The sequence below is a fragment of the Acidovorax sp. SUPP3434 genome, assembly GCF_030159015.1.
Classification (GTDB): domain Bacteria; phylum Pseudomonadota; class Gammaproteobacteria; order Burkholderiales; family Burkholderiaceae_C; genus Paracidovorax.
Map to the genome: position 1 here is coordinate 417,857 of NZ_BQXL01000002.1, position 16,279 is coordinate 434,135.

At 59.4% G+C, this 16,279-nt stretch carries 11 protein-coding genes; all 11 read left to right on the forward strand.

All coding sequences use genetic code 11. The features are described 5' to 3' along the window. Nucleotides 1–11 precede the first annotated feature (11 nt). Genes AVKW3434_RS05660 through asnB form a run of 11 tightly spaced genes read left to right on the forward strand, consistent with a single transcriptional unit; the run spans nucleotide 12 to nucleotide 16,274 of the window. Nucleotides 12–962 (forward strand): Gfo/Idh/MocA family oxidoreductase, encoded by a 951-nt coding sequence (locus AVKW3434_RS05660; protein ID WP_284405072.1) that lies wholly within the window; start codon nucleotides 12–14, stop codon nucleotides 960–962. Next, nucleotides 959–1,543 (forward strand): acyltransferase, encoded by a 585-nt coding sequence (locus AVKW3434_RS05665; protein ID WP_284405073.1) that lies wholly within the window; start codon nucleotides 959–961, stop codon nucleotides 1,541–1,543. Before AVKW3434_RS05660 ends, AVKW3434_RS05665 begins: the two co-directional genes overlap by 4 nt. Before the next feature lie 39 nt (nucleotides 1,544–1,582). Further along, nucleotides 1,583–2,674, forward strand: coding sequence for a DegT/DnrJ/EryC1/StrS family aminotransferase (locus AVKW3434_RS05670; protein ID WP_284405074.1), 1,092 nt, complete (start codon nucleotides 1,583–1,585; stop codon nucleotides 2,672–2,674). 12 nt (nucleotides 2,675–2,686) lie between these two features. Beyond that, nucleotides 2,687–3,682, forward strand: a complete 996-nt coding sequence (locus AVKW3434_RS05675) for a glycosyltransferase family 2 protein (RefSeq protein WP_284405075.1) — start codon at nucleotides 2,687–2,689, stop codon at nucleotides 3,680–3,682. 30 nt (nucleotides 3,683–3,712) lie between these two features. Continuing rightward, entirely contained in the window at nucleotides 3,713–5,005 is a 1,293-nt protein-coding gene (locus AVKW3434_RS05680) for an oligosaccharide flippase family protein (RefSeq protein ID WP_284405076.1), read from the forward strand. A 6-nt stretch (nucleotides 5,006–5,011) separates the two neighbouring features. Then, nucleotides 5,012–7,087, forward strand: a complete 2,076-nt coding sequence (locus AVKW3434_RS05685) for a hypothetical protein (RefSeq protein WP_284405077.1) — start codon at nucleotides 5,012–5,014, stop codon at nucleotides 7,085–7,087. Then, on the forward strand, nucleotides 7,084–10,164 hold the full coding sequence (locus AVKW3434_RS05690) for a hypothetical protein (RefSeq protein ID WP_284405078.1): 3,081 nt from the start codon (nucleotides 7,084–7,086) through the stop codon (nucleotides 10,162–10,164). The genes AVKW3434_RS05685 and AVKW3434_RS05690 overlap by 4 nt, the downstream gene beginning before the upstream one ends. Nucleotides 10,165–10,213: 49 nt before the next feature. Next, complete coding sequence (locus AVKW3434_RS05695) at nucleotides 10,214–12,778, forward strand: ArnT family glycosyltransferase (RefSeq protein WP_284405079.1); 2,565 nt, start codon at nucleotides 10,214–10,216, stop codon at nucleotides 12,776–12,778. 15 nt (nucleotides 12,779–12,793) lie between these two features. Next, a complete protein-coding gene (locus tag AVKW3434_RS05700) occupies nucleotides 12,794–13,585 on the forward strand; it encodes an ABC transporter permease (RefSeq protein ID WP_284405080.1) in 792 nt (263 codons plus the stop codon). 6 nt (nucleotides 13,586–13,591) lie between these two features. Further along, nucleotides 13,592–14,371: an ABC transporter ATP-binding protein gene (locus AVKW3434_RS05705; RefSeq protein WP_284405081.1), complete on the forward strand. Its 780-nt coding sequence runs from the start codon at nucleotides 13,592–13,594 to the stop codon at nucleotides 14,369–14,371. A 10-nt stretch (nucleotides 14,372–14,381) separates the two neighbouring features. After that, nucleotides 14,382–16,274 (forward strand): asparagine synthase (glutamine-hydrolyzing), encoded by a 1,893-nt coding sequence (gene asnB, locus AVKW3434_RS05710; protein ID WP_284405082.1) that lies wholly within the window; start codon nucleotides 14,382–14,384, stop codon nucleotides 16,272–16,274. Nucleotides 16,275–16,279 lie beyond the last annotated feature (5 nt).

A 16,279-nucleotide genomic window follows, 5' to 3' on the forward strand; every position in this document is an offset into this window, starting at 1 on the left:
TCGGATCCGACATGAAAAACTTCGCCCTCATCGGCGCCGCCGGCTACATCGCGCCGCGCCACATGCGTGCCATCAAGGACACCGGCAACCATCTGGCCGTGGCTTACGACATCAATGACTCGGTCGGCATCATCGACAGCATTTCGCCGCAGAGCGACTTCTTTACCGAGTTCGAGCGGTTTGCGGAGCATGCCCACCAGCTCAAGCGCGATCCGGCCACCGCACTCGACTACGTGTCGATCTGCTCGCCCAACTACCTGCACCATGCCCACATCGCCGCAGGCCTGCGCCTGGGGTGTGATGTCATCTGTGAAAAGCCGCTCGTTCCCACGCCGCAATTGATGGACGAACTGGTGCGCATCGAGCAGGAGACGGGCCGGCGGGTGTTCAATATTCTCCAGTTGCGCCACCATGAAGCGATCCTGAAGCTGCGCGACAAAGTGGCTGCGGCCCCGAAAGATACCAAGTTCGATGTCGAACTGACCTACATCACTTCGCGCGGCAAGTGGTACCTGGAGAGTTGGAAGGGCGACCCGCGCAAATCGTTCGGCGTGGCCACCAACATCGGGGTGCATTTCTTCGACATGCTGCACTTCATCTTCGGCAAGCTACAGGACAATCGCATTCACTTGAGCGAAGAAACCAAGGCGGCCGGCTATCTGGAATACGAGCGGGCCCGGGTGCGGTGGTTTCTGTCGATCGACGCGAATGATCTTCCGGACGAAGTCAAGGGCAAGAAGCCCACGTACCGGAACATCGATGTCAGCGGCGAGCAACTCGAGTTTTCCGAAGGCTTTACCGATCTGCACGTGACCAGCTACCGCGAGATCCTGGCGGGACGTGGCTATGGGCTGAAAGACGCGCGCCACTGCGTCGAGACCGTAGATGTGATTCGGCAGGCACGAGTCGAGATGGAGAACGGGGACCGGTTGCATCCTTTTGTGCGAAAGCGCGGCGCATGACCTGTACGATCCATCCCAGCGCGATCGTGGATGCTGAGGCTCGCATCGGCGACGGAACGCGCATCTGGCATTGGGTCCACGTTAGCGCAGGAGCCTCCATCGGCGACAAATGCTCGCTAGGGCAAGGCGTTTATGTAGGCAACGATGTGCAGATCGGCCATAACGTCAAGATTCAGAATAATGTCAGTGTGTATGACGCTGTCACGCTGGAAGATGATGTCTTTTGCGGGCCGAGCATGGTGTTCACCAATGTCTATAACCCGCGTGCAGCCGTCGTGCGCAAGGACGAGTATCGGCGTACCGTCGTGAAGCGCGGAGCCACTCTCGGCGCAAACTGCACTGTGGTGTGCGGGGTGACAATCGGAAGTTATGCCTTTGTGGGTGCCGGTGCGGTCGTCCAGCGCGATGTCGCAGCGTTCGCCCTCGTCGTCGGCGTGCCTGCCAGGCAGATTGGCTGGATGAGCCGCCATGGAGAGCGTCTGCCGCTTCCGCTTACGGGCGATGCGACTGCCATATGCCCCCATACGGGAGATCGCTACAGGCTGCAGGGCGGTGTTTGCATGCTGGAGCAGGAGGGCTGAATTTTGAACAAGAACCCATCCAACGAAGCGAGCGCGCCAATGCAATTCATCGACCTCAAAAGCCAGTACCAGGCAGTTAAGAACGATATCGATGCCCGTATCCACAAAGTGCTGGACCATGGTCAGTACATCATGGGGCCGGAGGTCGCAGAGATGGAGCAGGCGCTTGCCGCCTATACGGGCGCTCTCCACTGCATCAGCTGTGCCTCCGGCACCGAAGCGCTTTTGATGTCATTGCTGGCGCTGGGAGTTGGCCCTGGTGATGAGGTCATCACAACGCCTTTCACCTTTGCCGCTACGGCCGAAACGATCGTGCTAGCGGGCGCCACGCCCATCTACGTCGATATCGAAGCGGACACCTGCCTCATCGATGCCACCGCCATCGAATCGAAGATAACGCCGCGCACAAAGGCAATCATGCCCGTGTCCCTGTATGGTCAAGTGGCCGATATGGATGCGATCAACGCCATCGCAGCCGCCCATGGCATTGCTGTGATCGAGGATGCAGCTCAGAGCTTCGGTGCTACGTACAAGGGGCGAAAAAGCTGCAATCTGTCGACCATTGGCTGTACCAGTTTTTTCCCCAGCAAGCCTCTTGGTTGCTATGGCGACGGCGGTGCGCTGTTCACCAACGACGATGCTCTGGCCAAAATACTGAGGGAAATACGGGTGCATGGCCAGGAGCGGCGTTACCACCACGTGCGCGTGGGGGTCGGCGGCCGGATGGACACCATCCAATGTGCTGTGGTGTTGGGAAAGCTGCAGCGCTTCGAGTGGGAAATCGAACGTCGGCTCAAGCTGGGTGAGATGTATCGCGAGGGCCTGACCTCAGCTGGTTGCAACGCCCGGCTTCTGGTCGTTCGGCCGGACCGCGACTGCGTCTGGGCGCAGTACACCCTCTTCGTGGAAGAGCGTGAAAAGGTGCAGCAGCAGCTGTTGGCCCAGGGCGTTCCCACTGCGGTGCACTATCCGCTCTCGCTCAACAGACAACCTGCCTTTCGCAACGACGTTTCGGCTGCGGAGACGATTAAGAGTCACTGGGCCGCCGCTCATGTCATGAGCCTGCCGATGAGCGCAGATCTGCAGGACTCCGACATCGACCGAGTCGTGGCTGCAATGGCGCGCATTTGAAAGAACTAGAACATGTATAGAAACAAACGCATAGCCGTCGTAGTCCCGGCATACAACGAAGAAACCCAGGTTGCCCGGGTGATCGACACCATGCCCGACATCGTCGACATGATCGTGATCACTAACGACTGCAGCAGGGACCGCACGTCGGAAGTGATCCGCGAGCATCCGGGTTACCAATCAGGCAGGGTTACCTTGCTGGAGCATGGAGTCAACCAGGGTGTAGGCGGAGCGATCGCGACAGGCTACAAGTGGGCTCGCGACGCCGAGTACGACATAGCCGTTGTCATGGCAGGTGATGGCCAGATGGACCCCGCTGACCTGCCTGCTATCTTGGACCCCGTGGTCGACGACGAGGCCGATTACACCAAAGGCAATCGATTGGTCACGGGTGAGGCGTTCAAGAAGATTCCGAAGATTCGATTCTTCGGTAATTCGGCGCTTTCGCTGTTCACCAAGATCGCGTCTGGGTACTGGCATGTAGCGGATTCGCAAACTGGTTATACGGCCATCAATTTGACGGCCTTGCAGGCGATCGATTGGGATCGGATGTACAAGCGCTACGGTCAGCCTAACGATCTGCTTGTGAAGCTGAATGTCGCAGGCATGCGAGTGGTCGATGTCCCGATCGAGCCGGTCTACAACGTGGGCGAAAAGTCCGGTATCAAGGTACGCAAGGTCATCTTCACCATAGGTTCCCTGCTGGTGCGGCTGTTCTTCTGGCGACTCAAAGAGAAATACATCATCCGGAATTTTCATCCCCTTGTATTTTTCTATGCGTTCGGCTTTTTCAGCATAGGCGTGAGCTGCCTCATGTTCATTCGGCTACTGAGCCTCTGGATCGACAGCGGGACTGTGCCTGAAATTACTTTCCTGAGTTGGCTTTTCTCGTTCTCGCTGGGATTTAATTCGCTATTTTTCGCGATGTGGTTCGACTATGAAGAGAACAAGCACCTGAATCCTCCGCTGCGCACGAGAGACGTTCGAGGCCGCCGGACCCCGCGCTGAACGTTTATGGTCGTATCGATACTCCACACCGTGGCGCAGAGTTTGAGGCGGCACAAGCTGTCTCAAGATATTGCATTCAGCCTGGGCAGTTTTGCCGTGTTGGCATCGAGCGGCATCTTGATCAATATAGCTGTCGCCATGCTGCGCGATGCGGCTGCGTTGGGGATATTCAACCTCGCGTATGCGGTCTATATCGTCGCTTCGCAGATCGCCAGTTGGGGTATGCACTATTCCGTGTTGCGTCATAGCGCGTTTCATTCCGACAGTGCGCCTGACCGGGCCGTCATGCTTGGCAGTGCGGGTAGCCTGGTGTTGTTGTTCGGGACGTTTGCAGCCGCGGGACTTTGGCTGGCTCAACCGGTGTTCGCCCTGATTTTCAAAAGTGATGCCACGGCGGCAGCCATCGCTTTCAGTGCAGGCGGACTGGTGCTTTTTCCGTTCAACAAGGTGCTGCTGGCTTACCTAAACGGCCTGCGGCATATGCGGGCGCATGCGGTTCTGCAGGCCCTGCGCTACATCGTGGTCATGGCAGGCGTTGTGGGCATTGCGGCGTCAGGGCTTTCAATGGCCACCAGCACGCTTGCGTTCCTGTTGGCTGAGATCGTCACATGCTTGGCCGCTTTGATTTTCATCGCGCGCGCCAAGCTAAGCCTTCGTCCAAGGGTCAGCGCAACTTGGTGCCGATTGCACTTGGCATTCGGTAGCAAAAGCCTTCCCGCAGGAATGTTCACGGAGATCAACTCCCGCATCGATGTGTTGATGATCGGCTTCTTCCTCACCGACCGGGCTGTGGGAATCTACAGTTTTGCAGCGATGCTTGTCGATGGTGCATATCACGTGCTGGCCATGGTGCGGCTCAACTTCAATCCGGTTCTGGTGGCTGCGCTCCGGCTGAACGACGTAGCCCAGTTGCGGACGCTTCGTGCTCAAGCCGTACGGTATGCACTGCCTGCGTCGCTGATTCTTTCTTTGGGTTTGGTGGTTGCTTACATGTTCGCAAGCGCCTGGATCATTCCGGGCAAGGGCCTGGACGAAGGTTTGCCGTCGCTGATCATTCTCCTGATCGGCCTGAACCTTATCTGTCCATGGATTCCCTTCGACAACCTCATGCTGGTGTCTGGCAGACCGGGTTATCAGGCGATGCAGCAATTGGTGGCCGTCGGCGCGAATGTGCTTGGCTCCTGCCTTTTGTTGCCATACCTGGGCCTGGAAGGCGCTGCTCTGGGCACGGCGATCAGCTATGTAGCGAGCACCGCAGCGTTATTCGTGCTTTCCCGACAACTCATCGGTTGGCAACTCTTTACCAATACTTGGCGTAGCTGATTATCTATGTGCGGAATTTTCGGTCTTCTTTTTCAGGGGCAGGCTTCTGTCGGCCGCAATTCGGTCAAGGCGATGCTGGAGCGGCTCTACCTTTTGTCCGAGAGTCGGGGCAAGGAATCCGCTGGATTCCATGCGTATCTGCCAGTGCAACGCGAAGCTTGGACGGTCAAGGGCGCGCAGTCTGCATCGCTGTTCATGCGCAGCGATGAATACCGCGAAGCGCTGGCGCGGGTCCTGAGCACCGGATTCGAAGTCGAGGCCTCCTCGGGCAGTCAGCCGATGGCCATACTGGCTCACTCCAGGTTGGTGACCAACGGCACTGCAGCGCTGCCGCAGAACAACCAGCCTGTCCGCTCGGGTCATGTCAGCATCATTCACAACGGCATCGTGGTGAACGTCGAAGAACTGTGGGCCTCGCACAGCACCCTGCCGCGAACGGCCGAGGTCGATACAGAGGTGCTTGCAGCGCAACTGGATGCTCCCATGCGTCTGTCCAAGGATCCGTTGGCCGCCACCCGTGCTGTCTACGCGGGTCTCGAAGGCGCAGCCTCCATCGCCTGGACGCACAGCGAAACCGGCTTGGTAACGCTGGCAACGAATACGGGCGATCTCTACGTAGCGCTGGATGCCCGGCAACAGGTATTGGTCTTCGCTTCCGAGCGTTACATCCTCGAAAACGTTTTGAACAGCCAAACCGGTGCGTCCGGTTTTCCGCCCTCGACTGCAATCGAATGGATCGAAGCCGGCAACGGATGGGTCTTCGACGTGACGGGGCGGCAACCCGCATCTCGGTTCAAGATTGCGATGTCGGAAGACGGGCAGGAGCCCTCTCTGCAGGAGGCGGGCCATGCGAACGGTCAAGCTGCGTTGGCACCCCTGCAGCATTTCGAACGCCATGTAGGCCATGCCGGGGCACCCTCGGTACTCCGGCGCTCTGCTGACGAGTCGTTGGTGAAGTTCGGCGAAGCGCGAGTCAAAGGGCTGCGCCGATGCACCTGTTGTGTGCTCCCGGAGACGTTTCCGTACATCCACTTCGACGCTGCAGGTGTCTGCAATTACTGCCGCTCATACCGCCGCCGGTACGCTGGAATGCACTCCGAGAAAACGCGTGCGGATTTCATTGCTTCGCTTGAGCGCTACCGACGAAGCACGCCGGGACCCGACGTCATCGTGCCCTTCAGTGGTGGCCGTGACAGCAGCTATGGGCTTCATCTCATTAAGAAGGAGTTCGGCCTCAAGCCGGTGACCTTCACCTATGACTGGGGCATGGTGACAGACCTCGCGCGCCGCAACGTCGCGCGGCTCTGTGGCCAGCTGGGCATACAGAACATTTTGGTTTCTGCAGACATCAAGACGAAGCGTGACAATATTCGCAAGAATGTTGCGGCATGGCTGCGAAAGCCCGACCTGGGCATGGTCCCGCTCTTCATGGCCGGCGACAAGCACTTCTTCCGGGTCGTGAACGTGCTAAAAAAGCAAACGGGCATATCGCTTGACCTCTGGTGCGCCAACCCGCTCGAGAATACTGACTTCAAATCCGGCTTCTGCAACGTTCCGCCCGACTTCGAGAAGCGGCGGGTGGACTATCTCTCGATGGGCCGCAAGGCGAAACTGGCAAGCCACTATGCTTTTCAGTTTCTCAAGAATCCTGGGTATCTGAACAGCTCCTTGGCAGATACGTTCGGAGCGTTCCTTGCGTACTACGTCGAGCCTCGCAAAGATTTTTATTTCATCTTCGACCATTTCATCTGGAACGAAGATGAGGTCAACCAGACACTGATCGGCGAATACGACTGGGAGCTTTCTCCCGATTCCCCGAGTACATGGCGTATCGGCGATGGAACGGCGCCCTTCTACAACTACATATACATGACGGCGCGAGGTTTCACTGAGTTCGATACTTTCCGCAGCAACCAGATTCGCGAGGGGCAGATCACCAGGGAGCAGGCCATGCTCGCCATCATGGAAGAGAATCGGCCGCGCGTTCCTTCCCTGCGCTGGTATCTAGACACCATCGGTCTGGACTTCAACGACACGATCCGCCGTATCAATTCCCTCGACACTCTGGGTTTGCACGCATGACCTGGCCCATCGTGGCAAAGGGATTGCGTTGGTGCAGCGCCTTTGGGGCGCTGCTTCTGACGGCTGGTCAAATCGCTTTTGCACAGTCGAGCCAACATGCCGAAAGCGATTGGTCGACAGCGGCCCGGAGCCTCTACGCCAATATCGACCACGCTCAGCCAGGAAGAGGCACCACCGACTATCCGGGCAACACCGTTGACAGTATTCCAAAGGCAACCGCCATGGTGCTGCTGGCCGAGTTGGACCGGGCGGATCTGGGGTTCGATCCGCAGAAGAAGTCGCTCGCCCGCTCCGCTGGACGCTGGTTGCTTGAACACGCGGATGAAAACCACGATGGGGTCATAGGCTGGGGTGTGCCTGTCGCCTGGGACGCCTATGGCGACGGTTCGGTCAACCCCGCGCACACCGAATACACGATTTCGACGGCCATCGTGGTCGACGCACTGATGACATGGCGTGCACGCGATCCTGCCGCTCCCGGTAAGGAAATTCTCGACAAGGTCGGACGTGCCTTCGATCCCTATTTGAACCGTGCGATGCGAAGCCCGAGCGGGCTGGTCCCCTATTCGCTGAGGGAGTCCGACCGTCCTTACGACACGTTCAATCCGGCTGCCTACATGGCAGGGCAGTTGCAACGTTACAGCGGGATGGTGCGGGATGCACCACGGCAGGCTGCGTTGCGAGCCGTGGCTGACGCGACGATGGAATCGCTGCTGCGTCATCGGCAGGTCTCGGCCCGCAAGAATTGGTACTGGAATTATTCGGTGCAGGAAAACGTACCGAACGATCTGCCACACGCGAGCTACGTCATCGACGGAATCCGAACCTATATGGCCTATGGGGGCCGCTTGTCAGGGCAGTTTGATCGGTATGCCGTACTGGGCCACATGCGTGACTTCCCCGTCGAGGGCGGTACTGTCCGCGGCTGGCCTGGGTTTCGCGACGACGTCAAGACGCCAGCTCGGTCATATGACCTCGGTTTTGCCCTTTACCTGGCGTGTTCGGAGGAAGGCATGGCAGACGTGCGCGCCTCGCTGTCCGGTTCCCTGTACCGATACCGTACGTTAGACGGCCGCTATGCCAAGTATCCGCTCGGCACCGACAATGCCAGGCCGCTGGTCGTTGCTGAATATGAAGCGTACCTCTATCGGGGCGTGCTGGCATGCATGCGCGCCCAGCGTGACGCCTCCCGTGCGGGTTCGGAGTCCGCAAGGACGATGGCGATTTCAGGGCCTTCGGAGCAAGTCGCACGCGCGTCTGCGGGCGAAGCCTTTGCGCAAGGTGCCGCTGTGCCGCTGCTGGACCCAGCGCTCGGTTCGGTTGTGGTGGACAAGAACACGAAGGCGGTCGTGCATCGGGCCGGCGCGACGCTGAAGTTCGAAGACGCAGGCTTTCCCCTCGCGATACTCGAAGGGCGTATGGACCGCTATGTGGTCTTCAGGAGATTTCCATCCGATGCCCTCTGGTTGCAAAAGCTGGATGCCGACTCCAAGGTTCTTTGTGCCGTGCCCATCACGCACGGTGACGCGAATCCGCTTTTTCGGACGGCCACCCTGCATGGTGACAGCATTTACGTCGCGTATTTCGACAATCCCACGTCGGCCAACTGGCTGGCTCGGTGGCCGGCTGACAGGCTCTGCGCAGAGGCATCCGGTGTGCGGACGAAAATCCCTTCGCTTGAGGACCCGGCAGGCGCCACCTACGAAATGATTCCCGCCTTGCGGTTCCTGGTCGCTCAGCAGGAGCGCCTCTATCTGGTGGGTGGCACATTGGAAGCGGCGATCGCATCCGACGGCTCACTTCAAGTGCGTCGAGTGCCAGGATGCCGTCACGTGGTGGAGTCCGCTTCTACACCGAGCGGGCTGGCGCATCTCTGCGTCGCTCCCTCTCCTCGCGACAGCGGGCCGCGAGAGCTGATCATCGCGGCACCTCCCGGTGTCGTTGCGCCGGCGGTGAACTCCGAACAAGGCGTTGCCTGGGGCCTGGCATGGTCGCAAGGGCGATTGCAGATCGAGTACGCACGCTCGGCCGACCAATTGCGCAATGTTTTCCTGCGGGACTTTTTGTCAGCTCAGCATTCGGGCTGGCTGGAAACTGGCATCAGCAACGAGGAAGGGCGTATTCCTTGGTCTCAGATCTATTACCTCAACGGGCTGCTTGATATGCTGGAGGTGTCACGCCGCAGCGAAGCCGCCTTCAGGATATTCGGGCCACTGCTGCCTGCCGCGCGGCAGCGTCTGGATCTCGAGATCGGCCTGATCGAGCAGCACTATGCCAAGGGCCGCTTCCAGACGCGCGCGTTCACGGTAGATCGCAGCCGAGCACTCTTCGCTGTGCAGACTGCACGGCTGCTGCTCCTCTTTGAACGCTACATGAAAGAGGTCCCCACACCGCGGCAACTCGCATTCCTTCCTGTCCTCAAAAGGGATGTCTTGGAGTTGCGCAACCATATCGACGTGTTGGCCCGCACGGGTGAAAAGCCTGAATGGATCAGCCCCGGTCAGGCGCACCTGCGGTGGCCAAAAGGAAGCAAGTTCTATTTCGACGGGGTTTCCGTCCCTTATAACCATCAAAACGAATGGGCATATGCGGTCGCGATGGCGGCGGACCCCCGCAAGGACGCCTCGCCATACCGTGCAGCACGCGAGATCGCGCAATTGTTCATCAGTCGTGTGGCGTCCGAAGGCAATCTGCCGGAAGACGGGGAATGGAATTACTGGTGGGGCCAGGCATTCGACGGATGGAGCCGCCTCGACAATGTGTCGGAGAACAAGCCGGAATATCCCGGTGACAAGGGCAAGGCCTGGATATCGTTTCGCACAATCGACGCGATGTCCCTGATGGCCGTCACGCGACAGGGAAACCCTTTGCTGCACAAGAATGCCGTGAACAGTGCTGCTTCACTGGCCGGAAGGGGTTTGCTCTATCCGCTGGCCAATCAAAGCCTGGTTTCTGAGACTGGCGCGCTCCATTTGAGCCCAAAAGTCGCAAACGGGTATTCCCGTTTAACTTCGCCGTGGGAATTGGCCAATGTGATATGGAGCTTGTCGCGCCTTGCGCCCGAGGTCGGGCCTTGACGGAGAAACGTGTGATTGAGCCGAAGTTATACGGCGAAGGAGATACGAAATGATGTCCAACCCTGCCGCTGCGTGGGGAGGGCTGGTCTGTCTGATTGCGCTCTCCACGGTCCTGGCTTTCTTGATAGCGCGCGCATTACCTTGGCAAGCACTGCGGCATGGCAAGGTTTTGGTGGTTCCCACCGCTCTCGCTCTCGGTCCTTTTATCCTGGGTATTTTCAGCGTTCTGGTCGGCATGGTGCCTGGAGGAGCCTCCCTGCAAGCCCAAGTCTGGATCATCGCAGCGGCCATGGTGAGCGCGTGTTGGCTATTCTTGAAATTCGGGAGGGCGTCACAGAACGTCGTAATTCCTGACTTGCGGTGGTTGCCCGCCTCGCGATGGGAATGGGTTCTCCTTTTGGTGCTACTCCTCTGTGCGGCTGACATCCTTTACCTCGCCATACGGTTGCCCCTGACCGAGAACGACGCACTGGAATACGGCTTGGTGGGGCGCGCTATATACGAAGCACACACGCTGAGGGTTTATCCACTCCTGGACTCCGATGCTGCGGCATCCGGATTCTTCGCGCCGTGGACGCACCCGCCGCTGTATCCCAGCCTGGTCGCACTGACCTATGGGCTCCAGGGAACCGCCTCGCAGGCGGATCTGATGAAAGCGGTTGCTCCATGGTTCACCTTGGGGTCGGCCTGCGGGCTGATCGGTTTGGGGCGTCTGCACTCGCCACGAATGGGTTGGCTTGCAGCCATTCTTTTTTTGACGATGCCACTACTGGCAGTGGGTGCCCAGACCTCCGCCATCGATGCGCTCCCTGTGGCAGGCATGGTAATGCTGCTGATAGCTCTTGTGGGAATCGACCGCGGTCGCCGAGGCGCGGCCCTGGCGATCGGCGGTCTGCTGGGACTGGCGTTATGGACGCATTCGCAGGCAATCCTGTACGCACCCATCCTGCTGGTGGTCTTGGTTGCTTCGGGAGGTGTGTCCGAGTGGCGTGCGTCGACAGGGCTGGCAGTCAAGAGCCTGCTGATCGCGGCGGTGTTCGCGTCGTATCCCTACCTGCGCAACATCGCCATCTACGGCACGCCGATTTCCGATAACCCAGCGGTCTTTGCGCTGAGCAGCATGGATTGGAACGGTTTTTTCCGCTATGCCAGGTCAATTTACGACTGGAGTACGCGTCTGCAGTACGGATTGCTGAAAGGCTTTCTCGCAGTGCACAGCTACGGCTTCGCATTCTGGGTCGCGGCTGTCAGTGCCCTCTACCTGCTGGCCGCATCTCTCACGCCAGGCAGGAACTGGCGAGCCTTGTTCAATCCTTCTTCGCTGCCGATTGGTGCTGCCGTCCCGTTGATCGCCTTCCATGTCCTGGCGGTGTACTTCGGAGGGATCGTGGCATCCATGGTCGTGGGAACGGATTTGATGATCAAGAATGATCGCTATCTGCTGGTGATTGCGCCCGCCGTGGGGCTTTTGGGTGCGTGGGGCTGCGTCGAATTGCTGGGGGCGCGACCGATCGATGGTGCGCCAGCGCGCCAGCGCGCCGGGATGCGGGTGGTCGCGCGGCTGGGACTGTGCGTCCTCCTCGTCGGGCAGGCAGGCGCGTTCCTGCTCTACGGCAACCTGATGCAGTGGCTGCAACTGGTCGACGTCACCTGGCACAAGCCCAATCCGGCACAGCCACAGCCACAGCCACAGCCACAGCCACAGCCACAGCCACAGCCAGGTAGGCGACTGCCTATCCTGTCCATGAAGGCGGATCCATTACTCGGCTGGAGCAGCATTCAGGTGGCCCGGCAGTTGTCTGCGCTAGTGCCTGCACAGGCCCGGGTGCTCGCTATCCGGCCCGCCGACTTCTACTACACGGACCGCAGGATGCTCAGCTATCTGGACCCGCGAATGCTGCCTCTCTATCAAGAGCAGGATCCCGCAAAGTTGGCCGACCTCCTGAGAGGGCTTGGAGTGGAGTACGTGCAGATGCCCGACTATCTCATTCCGCCTGCCTCCCATACCAGCTTGATGCCTTTGCTCAGCGATCCCGGATTGGCCGACTTGGTGGTGGATGCGAACTTCAGCCAACTCTATCGACTGCGGCCACCCGCCAATAGAGCCACGCGCCCACACAGCGCCGCATCCGTGCGGAACCTCTTTGATTGGGCTTGGATAGAGTATCCGCGTGTCGGCGTGGGCGGCCCGGCATTCGCCTTGCGGGTGTTGGGCAAAGGGGTCGTGACCATGCCTGGTTCGTCCTCTTCCACTAATGCGTTGCTTCCGCGCAGCTATAGCCACATGCTCGAGGTCGGCTCGACCGAGAGCGACGGCCGCGCGGTGGGACCAATACCGGTAAAGAGTGGCAGGGAATACGTGTTGAAGCTGGAAGTGGAAGGCGAGGGATACGTTCGCATCTGGGTCTGGAAGGGAAAAGTGACCGATCCGGATTCTTGGCGGCAGACGTTGGCCGGTGATTTCGCGCTGTCTTCTCAAACCCCGCGCGTGGAATTTTCCAGGCGCATGCGGATTGACGGCGAGGCCTCAGGTGTGCGGATCGGCATTGAGCGCTACGGCATTTCCCGGTTGGCAGTGAAAAGTGCTTCCCTGGTCGAATTGGATTCTGAATAAATGACAAGTGCAAGCATGAAGCAATTTGGATTGTTGCTGCAGGATCTCAAGCGGTCGTGTCAGATCTGGCGCTTCTGGATGCATCTGGGCTGGGAAGACATCGCCCGGCAATACCGCCGCTCCTTTCTCGGCCCGGTATGGATCACGCTCAATACCGGCATCTTCATCGTGGTGTTCGGCTTGATCGGTGCGCAGCTCTTCAAGACCAGTGCGAGCGACTACCTGCCTTATCTCTGCGTTGGCCACATTCTCTTCACCTCGCTGTCGATGCTGGCCAATGAGGGCTGCCAAGTGTTCGTCCAGGCAGAGCCCTATCTCAAACAGGCGCCTTTTCCGAAATTTGCCTTCATCTTCCGCGCCATCTGGCGCAACCTCATTCTTCTTGCCCACAACATACCCATCTTGCTTTTGGTGCTGGGATTCACGTCGGGACTGATGTCCGTGAAACCGCTGTGGCTCTTGCTTGGACTGGCGATTTTCGTCACTTGCGCCACCTTGGCCGTGGCCATTCTTGGCCTCATCGCGGCGCGTTTCCGGGATGTGCCGATGATCGTGACCAGCTTGATGCAGATCGCATTCTTCGTGACCCCGGTGATGTGGAAACCCGAACAACTGACCGAACGCGCCCAATGGGCCGTGCACCTCAATCCGCTGGCGGCCCTGCTGGACCTGGTACGGGCACCGCTGATCGGTACCTACCCGTCTTCCGCATCGGTTGTCCTCGGTTGCGCGACCATGGTGGCGCTCTTTGCCGTTTCATTCGTGCTCTACACCTTCGCTCGGCGCCGTATCGTGTATTGGATCTGACGTTTCATGGCCCATCTTCAACTCTCCCACGTGAGCGTGGATTTCCCGATTTTTTCCTCGCAGGCGCGCGGCCTCGTCAACTCGATCCTGCGCTTTGACCGGGCGCTGCAGCAGCGCATCGAGAGCAAGGGTGGGGCAGGTGTCACTGTGCATGCGCTGCGCGATATAGACATTCATCTTCGGACAGGCGACCGAGTGGCATTGATCGGCCGCAACGGGGCGGGAAAAACGACGCTGCTGCGAGTGATGTCTGGCATCTACGAGCCGGAGCAGGGTGAAATCCTGAGCAGCGGCAAACTCACTGCGCTCACAGACCTGATGCTGGGCGTGGATCCCGAGGCCAGCGGATATGACTTCGTCATCACGCGCGGCATCGTCATGGGCCTCACGAGGGCACAGGCAAAAGGCCTGTTTTCCGATGTGGAGGAATTCACCGAACTGGGCGATTACCTGTATCTACCCGTTCGGTCGTACTCCACTGGCATGCTCCTGCGCCTCGCGTTCGCCGTTTCTACGGCCATCGTGCCGGACATCCTGCTGATGGACGAGATGATCGGAGTAGGGGACTCGCGGTTCCTCGAGCGGGCCCATCGACGACTCGGCAAGCTCATGAGCCAGGTGGAAATCATGGTGCTGGCCTCGCACAATGAGGAAATCCTTCGCGCGTTCTGCACGAAAGGTATCGTGATGACCGAAGGTCGGGTAGTGCACCAAGGATCGCTCGAGGAATGCCTCGAACTCCATAACGCGTCCGATCCAATGGCCGCATCCGCTTCGGCTGTCTGAGGAACGCAAGATGTGTGGAATCGCTGGCGGAGTGTGGGCCGCAGCAGATGCGGCAGGAGTCGACAGCCGCATGGCTGCTTCATTGGCCTTGATGGCGCGGCGTGGTCCGGATGACATCGGGTCTGAAACCATGCGCCACGGAGAAGCCATCGTCGCGCTGGGTCAACGGCGGCTGGCGGTGATCGATCTCACCTCTGCTGCACACCAACCCATGTCCAGCCACGACGGGCGGTTTTTGCTGGTTTTCAACGGCGAGATATACAACTACCGTGAACTCCGTGAAGAGCTGCAAGCCCTGGGCCGGTCATTCCACTCCACATCCGACACGGAGGTCCTTCTTCAGGCCTGGGGCCATTGGGGCGAGGCGTCGCTCGATCGCCTCGTCGGAATGTTTGCATTCGTGATCTTTGATCGCGCTGCCAACGCCTTGTACGGCGCCCGAGATGCCTTCGGCATCAAGCCGCTTTACTACCATCACGCAGAAGACCGGGGGCTGTGTTTCGCTTCCGAGATCCCGGCAGTGCAGGCCTTGCGGACTTCGGCTTCTGCGCTTGACTGGCAGGTGGCGTATGACTACCTGACACACGGCAGCTACGATGCGCGAGCGAGTACTTTTCTTGCCGACGTGCTTGGGCTGCCGCCCGGGCACCGCTTCACATACCAACTGGATACACGGCGATTCGCTGTGCACTCTTGGTGGAAGCCTCGGATCGAACCCATTCAGCGCTTAACCATAGACGAGGCCGCCGAAGCATTGCGAGCCCATTTGCTGGACAGCGTGCGGCTCCATCTGCGCAGCGACGTGCCACTGGGCGCGGCCTTGTCGGGTGGGTTGGATTCGTCCGCGATCGTCGGGTGCATACGGCATTTGGAACCTGACGTTCCCATCCATACGTTCAGCTTCATTGCATCGGGTAGTTCGGTGTCGGAAGAGCAATGGGTCGACCGGATGACTGCGCACGTTGGTGCGGTGTCGCACAAGCTGAGCATCATGCCGCAGGAGCTTGCAGCTGACTTGGACGACATGATTGTGACGCAGGGCGAGCCCTTCGGCAGCACCAGCATTTATGCCCAATACCGGGTGTTTCAATTGGCACGAGAGCATGGTGTGACCGTGACACTCGATGGTCAAGGTGCCGATGAACTGTGCGGCGGCTATGTCGGCTATCCGGGGCCGCGTGTGCGCAGCCTGCTGGACGAAGGCCAGTGGGCAAGTGCCGTCGCGTTTTTGCGCGAGTGGGGGCGCTGGCCGGGCAGGGCTGGGCTCGAAGGTTTCAAAGCGGCAGTGGCTGAATACACCAGCGATTCCGCCTATCAGACGCTGCGCCGAATGAATGGTGCCGATGCTTGTCCGCCCTGGCTGGACGCGCGCATATTGGCCGACGCGGGCGTGGCGCTGCGTTTTCCACGTGAAGTACCGACCCAGACAGCCCCAGGTCGCCGGCTGGTGGCAGAGTTGGCCCGCTCGCTGCATGGCGTCGGCCTGCCTGGACTGCTTCGCCATGGCGACCGCAATTCCATGCGTTTCTCGGTAGAAAGCCGCGTGCCTTTTCTGACGACGGAGCTGGCCGACTTTTTACTGACGCTGCCTGAGGAATATTTGGTGTCGCCCCAGGGCGAAACCAAGCACCTGCTGCGACGAGCCATGCGTGGCCTTGTGCCGGACGAGATTCTGGATCGTCGCGACAAGATCGGCTTTGCCACGCCCGAGCAAGCATGGCTTTTGCAGATGGCGCCGCAGGTGCGTGAGTGGCTGCGGTATCCGCTGAATTTGCCTTTCTTCCGCCAAGACGAGGTGCTGAAGGCTTTCGATCAGGTCGTTGCGGGACAGCGCCCCTTCAGTTGGCAGGTTTGGCGCTGGATCAACTTCACACGTTGGCACGCACAGCATTTCGCGGGTTGAGTTGC

Bases quoted from the DNA above. Each gene is read 5' to 3' on its own strand.
- asnB (WP_284405082.1), top strand. From the start codon at position 14,382: ATGTGTGGAATCGCTGGCGGAGTGTGGGCCGCAGCAGATGCGGCAGGA.
- AVKW3434_RS05660 (WP_284405072.1), top strand. From the start codon at position 12: ATGAAAAACTTCGCCCTCATCGGCGCCGCCGGCTACATCGCGCCGCGC.
- AVKW3434_RS05670 (WP_284405074.1), top strand. From the start codon at position 1,583: ATGCAATTCATCGACCTCAAAAGCCAGTACCAGGCAGTTAAGAACGAT.
- AVKW3434_RS05690 (WP_284405078.1), top strand. From the start codon at position 7,084: ATGACCTGGCCCATCGTGGCAAAGGGATTGCGTTGGTGCAGCGCCTTT.
- AVKW3434_RS05700 (WP_284405080.1), top strand. From the start codon at position 12,794: ATGAAGCAATTTGGATTGTTGCTGCAGGATCTCAAGCGGTCGTGTCAG.
- AVKW3434_RS05705 (WP_284405081.1), top strand. From the start codon at position 13,592: ATGGCCCATCTTCAACTCTCCCACGTGAGCGTGGATTTCCCGATTTTT.
- AVKW3434_RS05685 (WP_284405077.1), top strand. From the start codon at position 5,012: ATGTGCGGAATTTTCGGTCTTCTTTTTCAGGGGCAGGCTTCTGTCGGC.
- AVKW3434_RS05695 (WP_284405079.1), top strand. From the start codon at position 10,214: ATGATGTCCAACCCTGCCGCTGCGTGGGGAGGGCTGGTCTGTCTGATT.
- AVKW3434_RS05675 (WP_284405075.1), top strand. From the start codon at position 2,687: ATGTATAGAAACAAACGCATAGCCGTCGTAGTCCCGGCATACAACGAA.
- AVKW3434_RS05665 (WP_284405073.1), top strand. From the start codon at position 959: ATGACCTGTACGATCCATCCCAGCGCGATCGTGGATGCTGAGGCTCGC.